General features: G+C 67.6%; 12 protein-coding genes. 1 reads left to right on the top strand and 11 read right to left on the bottom strand.

Going from position 1 to position 12,639, the window contains the following annotated elements:
• Positions 1-9: 9 nt before the first annotated feature.
• From ACSGC5_RS13200 to uvrA, 10 genes are all read right to left on the bottom strand, one after another.
• The gene (locus ACSGC5_RS13200) at positions 10-363 is read right to left on the bottom strand and encodes an RNA polymerase-binding protein RbpA (RefSeq protein ID WP_434971062.1); all 354 of its coding nucleotides are present in this window, start codon (positions 361-363) and stop codon (positions 10-12) included.
• The gene (secG, locus tag ACSGC5_RS13195) at positions 363-611 is read right to left on the bottom strand and encodes a preprotein translocase subunit SecG (RefSeq protein ID WP_434971061.1); all 249 of its coding nucleotides are present in this window, start codon (positions 609-611) and stop codon (positions 363-365) included. Before secG ends, ACSGC5_RS13200 begins: the two co-directional genes overlap by 1 nt.
• 192 nt (positions 612-803) lie before the next feature.
• The gene (gene tpiA, locus ACSGC5_RS13190) at positions 804-1,592 is read right to left on the bottom strand and encodes a triose-phosphate isomerase (protein WP_434971060.1); all 789 of its coding nucleotides are present in this window, start codon (positions 1,590-1,592) and stop codon (positions 804-806) included.
• Complete coding sequence (locus tag ACSGC5_RS13185) at positions 1,580-2,797, bottom strand: phosphoglycerate kinase (protein WP_434971059.1); 1,218 nt, start codon at positions 2,795-2,797, stop codon at positions 1,580-1,582. Before ACSGC5_RS13185 ends, tpiA begins: the two co-directional genes overlap by 13 nt.
• Positions 2,798-2,820: 23 nt before the next feature.
• Positions 2,821-3,831, bottom strand: coding sequence for a type I glyceraldehyde-3-phosphate dehydrogenase (gap, locus tag ACSGC5_RS13180; RefSeq protein ID WP_434971058.1), 1,011 nt, complete (start codon positions 3,829-3,831; stop codon positions 2,821-2,823).
• A gap of 152 nt (positions 3,832-3,983) precedes the next feature.
• Positions 3,984-4,610 (bottom strand): superoxide dismutase, encoded by a 627-nt coding sequence (locus ACSGC5_RS13175; protein WP_434971057.1) that lies wholly within the window; start codon positions 4,608-4,610, stop codon positions 3,984-3,986.
• Between the two features lie 160 nt (positions 4,611-4,770).
• Complete coding sequence (gene whiA, locus ACSGC5_RS13170) at positions 4,771-5,748, bottom strand: DNA-binding protein WhiA (protein ID WP_434971056.1); 978 nt, start codon at positions 5,746-5,748, stop codon at positions 4,771-4,773.
• A 97-nt stretch (positions 5,749-5,845) separates the two neighbouring features.
• The gene (rapZ, locus tag ACSGC5_RS13165; RefSeq protein WP_434971055.1) at positions 5,846-6,724 is read right to left on the bottom strand and encodes an RNase adapter RapZ; all 879 of its coding nucleotides are present in this window, start codon (positions 6,722-6,724) and stop codon (positions 5,846-5,848) included.
• 89 nt (positions 6,725-6,813) lie between these two features.
• Positions 6,814-8,817, bottom strand: a complete 2,004-nt coding sequence (gene uvrC / locus ACSGC5_RS13160; protein WP_434971054.1) for an excinuclease ABC subunit UvrC — start codon at positions 8,815-8,817, stop codon at positions 6,814-6,816.
• A 2-nt stretch (positions 8,818-8,819) separates the two neighbouring features.
• Positions 8,820-11,726 (bottom strand): excinuclease ABC subunit UvrA, encoded by a 2,907-nt coding sequence (gene uvrA / locus ACSGC5_RS13155; protein WP_434971053.1) that lies wholly within the window; start codon positions 11,724-11,726, stop codon positions 8,820-8,822.
• 267 nt (positions 11,727-11,993) lie between these two features.
• On the opposite strand from uvrA, the gene ACSGC5_RS13150 reads away from it, so the two are divergent.
• Positions 11,994-12,287, top strand: a complete 294-nt coding sequence (locus ACSGC5_RS13150; protein ID WP_434971052.1) for a GIY-YIG nuclease family protein — start codon at positions 11,994-11,996, stop codon at positions 12,285-12,287.
• 99 nt (positions 12,288-12,386) lie between these two features.
• Here ACSGC5_RS13150 and ACSGC5_RS13145 read toward each other — a convergent pair whose 3' ends face one another.
• Positions 12,387-12,632, bottom strand: coding sequence for a hypothetical protein (locus ACSGC5_RS13145; RefSeq protein WP_434971102.1), 246 nt, complete (start codon positions 12,630-12,632; stop codon positions 12,387-12,389).
• Positions 12,633-12,639: the final 7 nt, after the last annotated feature.

Below are 12,639 nucleotides of genomic sequence, written 5' to 3'. Positions count from 1 at the left end.
AGCCCAGGACTAGAGGCCGCGGCGCTCGCGAAGCGACTTCAGCGCATCCTCCAGGAGCGCATCGGCTTCCTCTTCCGTGCGACGCTCCTTCACGTACGCGAGGTGCGTCTTATAGGGCTCGGTCTTGGCCATCTGCGGAGGATTGTCCTTGTCGCGGCCGGCGGGAAGACCGGAATGCGGGGAATCGATCGTCTCCGGGATCTCCTCGTCGGGGATCCCCGCGGCGAAGTAGCGAACCGTCTCGTTGCCCAATGCGTCCCAGTACGAGACCGCGATGCGGTCGGCGTGGTAGCCGTGGTCCTGTTCACCCATCGGGCCGGCACCCACGCGGGTGCCTCGGATTGCGTTTCCGCCGGTTGCCATCAGATCACCTGGAACTTCGTAATGAGGCCGAGGCCCACGATGGTGACGAACCACACCAGGGCCAGGACGATCGTGAATCGGTTGAGGTTGCGCTCTGCGAGCCCCGAGGAGCCCAGTGCGGAGGTCATCCCGCCACCGAACATGTCGGACAGGCCGCCGCCGCGCCCCTTATGAAGCAGGATGAGCAGGGTGAGCAGAAGGCTCGTGAGCCCCAGGATGACCTGCAGGACCAGTTCGAGAATCGCCAAGACGTGAGACCTTTCGTCGCGACGATGTCTCGCCGCACAATCGTCCAGTATACGGAAACGGTGGCGCTCGTTTCGGCTCGGCGCCGCGCGCGCCTCGCTCAACGACCGAGAACGACACCACGTCTCGGTCGTTGAGCGAGCGCAGCGAGACGACCGCCGGTCGTTGAGCGAGCGCAGCGAGACGAAACGCCGTCAGACGCCGACGTGCTTCTGGTATCGGATGATCGCCGCGAACTCATCCACGATGAGACTCGCACCGCCGACCAGTGCGCCGTCAACGTCCGGCTCGCGCATGAAGCTCGCGATGTTCGCCGCCTTGACCGACCCGCCGTAGAGCACGCGGGTCCGTGCGGCGGCATCCTCACCGAGTGCGTCCCCGACGACGGCGCGGAGCTTGGCGCAGACCTCCTGCGCCTGCTCCGGTGTCGCAGCCTGGCCGGATCCGATCGCCCAGACAGGCTCGTAGGCGACCACGATGTCGGCATCCGCCGGCACGTCCGCAAGCGCGGTCTGCAGCTGTCCCACGGGCACGGCGCTGGCGCCGTACTTCTCGAGATCCTCCGCGGTCTCCCCGACGCAGATCACCGGCACGAGCCCGTGTCGCAACGCAGCCTGCACCTTGCTGGCCACGACCTCGTCGCTCTCCTGGTGGTACTCGCGCCGCTCCGAGTGCCCGATGATGACGTATCGCGCGTCGAGCTTGGCGAGGAAGGCGCCCGAGATGTCGCCCGTGTACGCACCCGAGTCCTTCGGCGACAGGTCCTGCGCGCCGAGGGCGAACGGGATCTTGTCGGCATCCAGGAGCGTCTGGACGGTACGCAGATCGGTGAAGGGCGGGAACACCGCGACCTCCACCGAGCCGTCCTCGTGCTTGGCGTCCTTGAGCGTCCAGTGCAGCTTCTGGACGAACGCGACAGCCTGCAGGTGGTCGAGGTTCATCTTCCAGTTGCCGGCGATGAGCGGTGTTCTCACTGTTCCCATCCGAGGACCTCCAGTCCGGGGAGCTTCTTGCCCTCGAGGAACTCGAGGCTCGCACCGCCGCCGGTCGAGATGTGACCGAAGGCGTCGTCGGCGAACCCGAGCTGGCGCACGGCGGCGGCGGAGTCCCCGCCGCCGACGACGCTCAGTCCGTCCACCTCGGTCAGCGCCTGAGCGACAGCCTTGGTCCCCGCGGCGAACGCGGGCATCTCGAACACGCCCATCGGCCCGTTCCAGAAGACCGTCTTGCTTCCGCGGATCGCCTCGGCGAAGATGCGGGCGGTGTCAGGGCCGATGTCCAGGCCCATGCCGGTCGCGCCGAACGGCGTCTCCTCGAGAGCGTCAGCCGGAGCCACGACGTGTTCGGCGTCGGCACTGAACGAGGCAGCCATGACGGCATCCACCGGCAGCACGAGCTCGACTCCACGCTCGTGGGCTGTCGTCATGTAGCGGGTGACGGTGTCGATCTGGTCCTCTTCGAGGAGGCTCTTGCCGACCTGGTAGCCCTTGGCCTTCAGGAAGGTGAAGAGCATGCCGCCGCCGACGAGGATGCGGTCCACGCGCGGCAGGAGGTGCTCGATGACGCCGAGCTTGTCGCTGACCTTGGAGCCGCCGAGCACGACCGTGTAGGGCCGCTCGGGCTTCTCGGTCAGGCGGTCGAGGACGTCGACCTCCTTCTCGATCAGGAAGCCCGCCGCGGACGGCAGGATCTCGGCGAGGTCGTACACGCTCGCCTGCTTGCGGTGCACGACACCGAAGCCATCCGAGACCAGAGCGTCGCCGAGAGCTGCGAGTTCGCGGGCGAACGCGCCGCGGACCTCGGCATCCTTCGCCGTCTCGCCCGGGTTGAAGCGGAGGTTCTCGATCACCGCGACGTCGCCGTCCTCGAGGGCGGCCACGGCGTCGTGCGCCGAATCGCCGACGGTGTCGCGGGCGAACGCGACCGGCTTGCCGAGCAGCTCCGACAGGCGCTGAGCCACGGGCTCGAGGCTGTACTTCGGGTCGGGTGCCCCATCGGGGCGTCCCAGGTGCGAGCACACCACGAGGCGCGCTCCCTGGTTGATGAGGGCGTTGAGCGTGGGAACGGAGGCCCGCACGCGGCCATCGTCCGTGATGACCCCGTCCCGCAAGGGGACGTTGAGGTCACAACGGGCGATGACGCGCTTGCCGGCCAGCGACCCCAGCGAATCGAGGGTGCGCAGAGCCATGTCTGTCTACCGGATGCCGGCGCTCAGAGCTTGCTGGCGACGAGCTCGGTGAGGTCGACGAGGCGGTTGGAGTAGCCCCACTCGTTGTCGTACCAGGCCGAGACCTTCACGAGGTTGCCGCTGACATTGGTCTGACCGGCGTCGAAGATCGACGAGTGCGGGTCGTGGACGATGTCGGTCGACACGATCGCGTCGGTGTTGTACTTCAGGTATCCCGCGAGGGCGCCGTCGGCCGCAGCCTTCTCGTACGCCGCGTTGATGGTCTCCTTGGTCAGACCCTCGGTCGGCGTGATGATCGTGAGGTCGACGATCGAGCCGGTGGGGACCGGCACGCGGTACGACGAGCCGCTGAGCTTGCCGTTGAGCTCGGGCAGCACGAGGCCGATGGCCTTGGCGGCACCGGTGGCGGCCGGAACGATGTTCAGCGCGGCGGCGCGAGCACGGTGCAGGTCGCCGTGGGGGCCGTCCTGCAGGTTCTGGTCTGCCGTGTAGGCGTGAGCGGTCATCATGAAGCCGCGCTCGATGCCGAAGTTGTCGTTGAAGACCTTCGCGAGAGGCGCGAGGCAGTTCGTGGTGCACGACGCGTTCGAGATGACGTGCATCGTGGCCGGGTCGTAGTCCCCGTCGTTGACACCCATGACGAACGTGCCGTCGACGTCGGTGCCGGGAGCCGAGATGAGAACCTTCTTCGCGCCGCCGGCGATGTGCTTGCTGGCGTCGGCGGCCTTGGTGAACCGACCGGTCGACTCGATGACGATGTCGACGCCCAGCTCGCCCCAGGGGAGGTTCGCGGGGTCGCGCTCCTCGAAGACCTTGATGCTCTTGCCGCCGACGGTGATCGAGTCCTCGGTGTACGACACCTCTTCGGACAGGCGCCCGCCCACCGAGTCGTACTTCAGGAGGTGAGCGAGGGTCTTGTTGTCGGTGAGGTCGTTCACCGCCACGATGTCGAGGTCCGCGCCCTGCTCAAGCGCTGCGCGGAGGTAGTTACGTCCGATACGGCCGAAGCCGTTGATACCGATCTTGACAGACACGGTGTCTCCCTGATTCTCATCGCGCCAAAGCGCCGGGGGTCAGCTCCGGATCGACGACCCGGAGAGGGGTGTCATTTGTGGTGTGTTCCAGCAGACATATGAGGGTGCCGGAGCCCCCGAGTCGGCGAGGGCTCCGCGGCATCCTCACCTGATCATGACCCTAGCAGCAGACCCGCCGTCTTCTCACGGGCCGTGACAAAGCGGTCCTGGACGTTCTGCCAGTTGACGATGTTCCAGAAGGCCTTGACGTAGTCGGCGCGGACGTTCTGATAGTCCAGGTAGTAGGCGTGCTCCCAGACGTCGAGCATGAGCAGCGGGACACTCGCGGCAGCGAGCTGACCCTGCTGGTCGAAGATCTGCTGGATGATCAGGCGCTGCCCGATCGAGTCCCAGAACAGCGCCGCCCAGCCCGAGCCCTGCACGCCGAGCGCCGCTGCGGTGAAGTGCTTCTGGAAGCCGTCGAAGGACCCGAAGTACTCGTCGATCGCTGCGGCGAGCTCACCGGTGGGCTTGTCGCCGCCGTCGGGCGACATGTTGGTCCAGAAGATCGAGTGGTTGGTGTGGCCGCCGAGGTTGAACGAGAGGTCCTTCTCGAGCTTGTTCACGTTCGCGAGGTTGCCGGTCTCCCGCGCCTCGGCGAGCTGCTCGAGAGCCGTGTTGGCGCCCGTCACGTACGCCTGGTGGTGCTTGTCGTGGTGAAGCTGCATGATCGTGGCGCTGATGTGCGGCTCGAGCGCAGCGTAGTCGTAGGGGAGGTCGGGAAGGGTGTAGGTGGCCATTCGCTCTTTTCTTCCTGTCGTCGCGGCGCCAGGGAAGCCCCGGCGTCGCTGGGGGTGACTGCTTGTCATCCTAGTGAGCCTGGGGCTGTCTCCGGCGGGTCTTGCGCGAGAGCGAACTACCGGTTAACGGTCGGCGCGATGGCAGCCGGGAGGCGGCGCGTCAGTCCAGCGCACTCGCGGGCACCGCGGATTCGGTGCCGGGAATTCCTTCCGCAGCGGCTTTCTTGTCGGCCATCGCGAGCAGACGACGGATGCGGCCCGCAACGGCATCCTTCGTGAGGGGCGGGTCGGCGTGATGCCCGAGTTCGTCCAGGCTCGCGTCCCGGTGGGCAAGGCGCAGGTCGCCGGCCTCGCGGAGGTGGTCGGGGATGTCATCGCCGAGGATCTCGAGGGCCCGTTCGACGCGTGCGCACGCCGCGACGGCGGCCTGCGCTGAGCGACGCAGGTTGGCGTCGTCGAAGTTCACGAGGCGATTGACCCCCGCGCGTACTTCACGACGTTGACGCATCTCATCCCAGTGCGCGGCGACCTGCCGCGCACCCATCACCGAGAGCGCTGCTCGGATCGCGTCCCCCTCGCGGACGACCACGCGGGGCGCTCCGCGCACTTCTCGGGCTTTCGCCCCGACGCCGAGGCGGTGGGCAGCACCCACGAGAGCCATCGCTGCTTCGGAAGACGGGCACAGGACGTCAAGAGAGGCCGATCTGCCGGGGTCGCTGAGAGCTCCGGCACCGAGGAACGCGCCGCGCCACACCGCCGCCAGATCACCGCGGGAGCCGGTCGTGAGCTTGTTGGGCAGTCCGCGCACGGGCCGGCGCCGCTGGTCGAGCAGACCGGTCTGACGAGCCAGCGTCTCGCCTCCGTCGATGACGCGCACCGCGAACAGAGCGCCGGCGCGGGAGCCGGAGCCCTGTGTCTGGACGATCTCGGGACGCACCCCGTAGATCTCCACGAGCTCGCGCCCCACCCGACGCGCGAGGGCTTCGGAGTCCACCTCCGCCTCGACGGCGACACGGTTCGCGATGGAGTGCAGTCCGCCCGCGAACCGGAGCAGTGATGTCAACTCGGCGACCCGGGCGCTGGGAAGCGGATCCCGAACCGCGATGAGCTCTGCTTTGACATCGGCCGTCAGCGACACGGGGCTCCTTTCAGGGGTGCCGGCAGGGCCGGCGGATGACGATCTAGCCTACTCGGGCGCATCGCGGGAATTCTCCCGCGCGGACCGATCCCGGGCGCTATTCGCGGCCGAGGTCGCGGTGCTTGACGCGCACGGCGACGCCCGTCTCACCCTCGAGCCGCCGAGCGAGTTCCTGGGCGACGACGACGGATCGGTGTTTGCCGCCCGTGCAGCCGACCGCGACGACCGAGTGGCGCTTGTTCTCGCGCTGGTAGCCCTGCAGCACCGGGCGCAGCGCCGTGGCGTACGCTTCCACGAACTCCCCGGCTCCGGGCTGCGCGAGCACGTACTGGCGCACCTGCGGATCCTGACCGGTGAAGGCCCGCAGCGCGGGATCCCAGTAGGGGTTGGGCAGAAAACGCATGTCGGCGACCATGTCGGCATCCGTCGGCAGACCGTACTTGAAGCCGAAGCTCATGATCGTGAGCATGTGGCGGGCGGCGCCTTCGTCGGAGAACAGCTCGAAGATGCGCGTCGCGAGCTGATGAACGTTCAGGGAGGTCGTATCCACGACGATGTCCGCGCGCTCACGGATCTCGGACAGACGCTCGCGTTCGATGCGGATGCCGTCGATGATCGTGCCCTCGCCCTGCAGCGGATGCGGCCGGCGAACGGCTTCGAAGCGCCGCACGAGGACGTCGTCCGACGCATCGAGGAACACGATGCGCACATGCCTCCGGGAGCGCAGCTCCCCCACCTCGGCGGGAAGCGCTGCGAACAGGTCCCGGCCACGCACATCGACCACCGCGGCGACCTTCGGCAGAGCGGACGCCGCGATCTCCGAGAGCTCCAGGAGGGGCTTGAGCATCTGCGGGGGCAGGTTGTCGACGACGTACCAGCCGAGGTCCTCGAGGGCGTTCGCCGCTGTCGAGCGCCCGGCGCCGGACATCCCCGTGAGGATGAGCACGTCGCTGGTCGCGGCTGTCGTCTCGTCCATCGGGACCCCTCGTCCTCGGGTGGCGCGGTCTGCGGGCACGTCGGGCGCTGTGCTCGTCGGGCACGGGGCCGCCCGCGCGCACTGACAGCCTATCGACTCGCCAGGCGCGCGTGGATCGTCGCGGCGAGCTTGGGACCGATGCCGGGCAACTCCTGGATCTGCTCGGCTGTCGCGTTCTTGAGGGCGGTGACAGAACCGAAGTGGCGCAGGAGTGCACGGATGCGGGCCTCTCCCAGCCCCGGGATCTCCGCGAGAACGGTCTGGATGTCGCGCTTGCGCTTTCCCCGCTGCTTGGTGATCGCGAAGCGGTGCGCTTCGTCACGAAGCCGCTGCAGCAGATACAGCGCTTCGCTCGTGCGCGGCAAGATCACGGGGTAGTCCTCGCCGGGCAGCCACACCTCCTCGAGGCGTTTCGCGATGCCGCACAGCGCGATCTGCGGATGCCCCGCATCGGCCAGAGCGCGCGCCGCGGCGGCCACCTGCGGCTTGCCGCCATCGACCACGAGCAGCTGAGGGCGATACGCGAAGCGCGGCCGGGAGCGCGCCGTCACGACGGTGCCGTCGGCGGTCGGGTCGGTGCTGACCGGGTCGAGTGCCCCCTCCGGTACGTGCGCGGTGGTTGTGGCTTGGGCGTCTGCGGCTTCCGCGGTGCGTGGGGCGTCGGCGACGGCATCCGTCTCCGCGGCATTCCGGTCATCGTCGATGTACGCGAGCCGGCGGGTGAGCACCTGGTAGAGCGAGTCGGTGTCGTCGGTCGTCTCCGGGATGCCGAACGTGCGGTACTGGTCTTTGCGCGGCAGTCCGTCTTCGAACACCACCATCGAGGCAACCACGTTCGTTCCGCTGAGGTGTGACACGTCGTAGCACTCGATCCGCAGGGGTGCCTCGTCGAGGCCAAGCGCTTCCTGCAGATCGGTCAGGGCCTGTGTGCGCGCGACGTAGTCGCTCGTGCGCCGCGTCTTGTGCAGCAGCAGCGCCTGCTGCGCGTTGAGGGCCGCGTTCTTCATGAGATCGGCCTTCGCCCCGCGCTGTGCGACCTGGATCGTCACGTTGGTGCCGCGCTTGTCCCGTAGCCACGCTTCCAACTCGGCGGCGTCTTCGGGCATCGCCGGCACGAGGACCTGCTTGGGAATCTCGGTCGCGGCGGCATCCCCGTACGTGCGCTGCAGGATCTGGTCGACGAGGTCTCCCCCGGTGATGTCGAGTTCCTTCTCGATCGTGGTGGCCCGCACGCCTCGCACACGTCCGCCGCGGATGACGAAATGCTGCACCGCGGCGGCCAGTTCGTCTTCCGCGATGCCGAACAGGTCGGCATCCGTATCGGCGGGAAGCACGAGCGCGCTCTTGTTGAGCACCGCCTCGATCGCCTGCAGCCGGTCGCGGTACACCGCGGCGGATTCGTAGTCCATCGCCGCGGATGCCTCGCGCATCCGGGCCGTCAACTGCTTCGTGAAGCGCTGGTCGCCGCCGGACATAAAGGCGACGAAGTCCTCCACGATCGCTCGGTGCTCGTCGATCGTGACCTTCATCGAACACGGTCCGCCGCATCGGCCGATCTGACCGGGGAAGCAGGGCCTGCCGGTGGCCATCGCCCGCTTGTACGACGAGTCGCTGCACGTGCGAATCGGGAAGACCTTGATCATGAGGTCGATGACCTCGTGCACCGCCCAGACCTTGGGGTAGGGCCCGAAGTACTTGGCGCCGCGGATTCGGTGGTTGCGGGTCACCATGACCCGAGGAGCCTCGTCGGCGAGCGTGATCGCCATGTACGGATAGGACTTGTCGTCCTTGTAGCGCACGTTGAACGGCGGCGAGTACTCCTGGATCCACATGTACTCGAGCTGCAGGGCCTCGACGTCGCTGCCGACGACCGTCCACTCGACCCCGGTGGCGGTGGTCACCATCCGTCTGGTGCGCTCGTGCAGGGTGTGCAACGGCGCGAAGTAGTTCGACAGGCGGGCCCGCAGGTTCTTCGCCTTGCCGACGTACAGGATGCGACCGGCGTCGTCGCGGAACCGGTAGACGCCCGGGTTGGTCGGGATCTCCCCCGGCTGGGGCCGGTACGCGAGCTGGGGGTGGGTGGCGCGAGCCACGCTCAGCCCGCCTTGCGGGCCGCCGGCGCGTCGTGGGCGTCGAAGAGTTCGGCCAGGAAGTGTCCGGTGTAGCTCTCCCGCACCTGCGCCACCTGCTCGGGCGTGCCGGTGGCGACGATCTCGCCACCTCCGGAGCCCCCCTCCGGCCCGAGGTCGATGATCCAGTCGGCGGACTTGATGACGTCGAGGTTGTGCTCGATGACGATCACGGTGTTGCCCTTGTCGACGAGGCCGTTCAACACCTCCAGCAGCCGTCGGACGTCCTCGAAGTGCAGGCCCGTCGTCGGCTCGTCGAGCACGTAGATGCTGCGCCCGTTGCTGCGCCGCTGCAGCTCGGTCGCGAGCTTGACGCGCTGCGCCTCGCCGCCCGAGAGGGTCGTCGCGGACTGCCCGAGCCGTACGTAGCCGAGTCCGACGTCCACGAGGGTCTGCAGATAGCGGTGGATCGCCTGGATCGGCTCGAAGAACACCGCCGCCTCAGCGATCGGCATCTCGAGCACCTCGGCGATGTTCTTGCCCTTGTAGTGCACGCTCAAGGTGTCACGGTTATACCGCTTGCCATGGCACACCTCGCAGTCGACGTACACGTCGGGCAGGAAGTTCATCTCGATCTTGATCGTGCCGTCGCCCGAGCATGCCTCGCAGCGCCCGCCCTTGACGTTGAAACTGAACCGCCCGGGTTGGTAGCCACGGGCTTTGGCCTCGGGTGTCTCACTGAAGAGGGTACGGATGCGGTCGAACACGCCCGTGTAGGTCGCGGGGTTCGAGCGGGGCGTGCGGCCGATCGGCGCCTGGTCGACGTGCACGACCTTGTCGAGGTTGTCGAGGCCCGTGACCCGCGTGTGCTTGCCGGGAACGGTGCGCGCCCCGTTGAGGCGGGCCGCAAGCACCTGGTAGAGGATGTCGTTGACCAGTGAGGACTTGCCCGAGCCGCTCACGCCCGTGACAGCGGTCAGCACCCCGAGGGGGAACTGTGCCGAGACCTGCTTGAGGTTGTTCTCGCGCGCGCCGACGACCTCCAGCATCCGTTTCTTGTCGATGGCGCGACGGGCGGCGGGGATCGGGATACTGCGGCGCCCGGCCAGGTAGTCCCCCGTGATGGATGCCGGGTCGGCGAGGAGGTCGGCGAGCGGCCCCGAGTGCACGACGTGTCCACCGTCGACGCCGGCGCGCGGGCCGATGTCGACGATCCAGTCGGCGGCGTGGATCGTCTCTTCGTCATGCTCGACGACGATCAGGGTGTTGCCGAGGCCCTTGAGCTTGAGGAGCGTCTCGATGAGGCGACGGTTGTCGCGCTGGTGCAGCCCAATCGAGGGCTCGTCGAGCACGTAGAGCACGCCCGTGAGCCCCGAGCCGATCTGGGTCGCCAGACGGATGCGCTGGGCCTCGCCGCCGGAGAGCGAACCCGCCGACCGACTCAGGTTGAGGTAGTTCAGGCCGACCTGGATGAGGAACTCGAGGCGCGCGCGGATCTCGCGCAGCACGGCAGCCGCGATCATCGCCTCGCGATCGGTCAGCTCGAGCTTCGCGAAGTACTCCTGGGCTTCGGCGAGGCTCAGGCGCGAGGCGTCCGCGATCGACCGCCCGTGGACGAGCACCGCGAGCACCTCGGGCTTGAGGCGGTCGCCGTTGCACGCGGGACACGGAACCTCGCGCAGGTACTCGGCCCAGCGCTGACGCTGCGTGTCGGACTCGGCCTGTACGTACTGGCGCTCGATGTAGGGCACGACACCCTCGAAACCGGACGTGTAGCGCATCTCGCGCCCGTACCGGTTCTTCCACTTGACGTTGACCTTGAAGTTCTCGCCGTGCAGGACGGCGTTCTGCACTTCGGCCGGCAGTTCGCGCCAGGGGGTGTCCAGCGAGAAGCCGAGGTCATCCGCCAGGCCCTCGAGCAGCCGCTCGAAGTACTGGAACAGGCCCTTGCCCTGCGTGGTCCACGGGATCAGCACGCCCTCGCGGATCGACAGGTCGGGGTCGCCGAGCATGAGCTCGACATCCACCGACATCCGGGTGCCCAGGCCCGAACAGGTGGGACAGGCGCCGAAGGGCGCGTTGAACGAGAACGTGCGCGGCTCGATCTCGGTCAGCTGCAGCGGATGCCCGTTGGGGCACGAGAGCTTCTCGCTGAACGATTGCCAGGCATCCTCGCCCTCTTCGTCGACGAAGTTGACCTGCATGATGCCACCGGCAAGCCCGAGTGCGGTCTCGACGGAGTCGGTGATGCGGCCGAGGATGTCGGGGCTTGCGACGAGGCGGTCGACGACGACCGCGATGTCGTGCTTGTAGCTTTTCTTCAGCGTCGGGGGTTCGGCGAGCTGGATGAGCTCGCCGTCGACGACGGCGCGGGCGTACCCCTTGGCCGACAGCTCCTTGAAGAGGTCGACGAACTCGCCCTTCTTCTGGGTGACGACCGGGGCGACGATCTGGTACCGGGTGCGCTCGGGCAGCTCCATGAGCTGGTCGGCGATCTGCTGCACCGTCTGACGCTGGATCTGCGCGCCGCACTCGGGACAATGGGGAACGCCGATGCGCGCCCACAGCAGACGCATGTAGTCGTGGATCTCGGTGATCGTCCCCACCGTCGATCGCGGATTGCGGTTCGTCGACTTCTGGTCGATCGAGACGGCAGGGCTCAGCCCCTCGATGAAATCGACATCCGGCCGGTCGACCTGCCCCAGGAACTGGCGCGCATACGAGCTCAGCGACTCGATGTAGCGGCGCTGGCCTTCGGCGAAGATGGTGTCGAACGCGAGGCTCGACTTGCCCGACCCCGACAGGCCGGTGAAGACCACGAGCGAGTCGCGCGGGATGTCGAGATCGACATCCTTGAGGTTGTGGACGCGGGCGCCGCGGACACTCAGAGTTCCGCTGCTATGGGCAGGCGTAGACACAGGGACGATGGGCACCCGACAAGTGTAGGTGCGCCCTCCGACATCGGATCCGGGCTTCGCTCTGAGCATCCGTCGGTGCATCCGCGGCGCTCCTCCCCCGGTCATTGAGCTCCTCCCCCGGTCGTAGAGCTCCTCCCCCGGTCGTTGAGCGAGCGAAGCGAGTCGAAACGACCGCCCCCGCGCCGAGCACACCGCTCCTCCCCCGGTCGTTGAGCGAGCGAAGCGAGTCGAAACGACCGCCCCGCGCCGAGGAAGCGAACCGCGCACGCCTAGTGTGCCGACATGCCATACGTCTACATCCTGGAGTGCGCCGACCACACCTTGTACGTCGGAAGTACCCGCGACATCACCGTGCGGTTCGCGCAGCACGCGTCGGGGCATGGCGCGGAGTACACGAAGCGTCGCCTGCCTGTCCGCCTCGTCTGGTCGGAGGAGTTCGAGCGGGTCGAGGAAGCATTCGCCTGGGAGAAGCGCATCCGGGGATGGTCACATGACAAGCGAGGGGCACTGATCTCGGGAGGACTCGAGGCAGTACGTGGATGGAGCCGACGGCACCGTTCACAGCGCTCAGGGTGAGCGCTTCGACTCGCTGCGCTCGCTCAACGACCGAATGAACGGATGCGTTTCGACTCGCTGCGCCCGCTCAACGAACGAAAGCGGGACGCGGTTCCGAGCTCAGGGGCAGTGCATCAGGGGTTTGTCGCCCGAACGGTCGAACTCGTGGCGGTTCATGGGCTGGCGGCACAGCGGACAGGCCCGCTCCGCGCGCTCCTCGGCGGTGGGACCGGGCTCGAGGGGGCTGACGGCGGGCGGGCCGGCGACGCGGATGAGGTTGGTGTTGAACCACGTGTACCACCCACCGGCTTCGCGTACCCGCTCACGCAGCGGCCGCTTCTCTTCGCCATTCTTTCGCGTCACGATAATTAGT

Source organism: Microbacterium sp. bgisy207 (genome assembly GCF_965345035.1).
GTDB lineage: Bacteria > Actinomycetota > Actinomycetes > Actinomycetales > Microbacteriaceae > Microbacterium.
This window is presented reverse-complemented; position numbering and strand designations above follow the sequence as displayed.

Bases quoted from the DNA above. Each gene is read 5' to 3' on its own strand.
- ACSGC5_RS13200 (WP_434971062.1), bottom strand. From the start codon at position 363: ATGGCAACCGGCGGAAACGCAATCCGAGGCACCCGCGTGGGTGCCGGC.
- tpiA (WP_434971060.1), bottom strand. From the start codon at position 1,592: ATGGGAACAGTGAGAACACCGCTCATCGCCGGCAACTGGAAGATGAAC.
- ACSGC5_RS13185 (WP_434971059.1), bottom strand. From the start codon at position 2,797: ATGGCTCTGCGCACCCTCGATTCGCTGGGGTCGCTGGCCGGCAAGCGC.
- ACSGC5_RS13175 (WP_434971057.1), bottom strand. From the start codon at position 4,610: ATGGCCACCTACACCCTTCCCGACCTCCCCTACGACTACGCTGCGCTC.
- rapZ (WP_434971055.1), bottom strand. From the start codon at position 6,724: ATGGACGAGACGACAGCCGCGACCAGCGACGTGCTCATCCTCACGGGG.
- ACSGC5_RS13150 (WP_434971052.1), top strand. From the start codon at position 11,994: ATGCCATACGTCTACATCCTGGAGTGCGCCGACCACACCTTGTACGTC.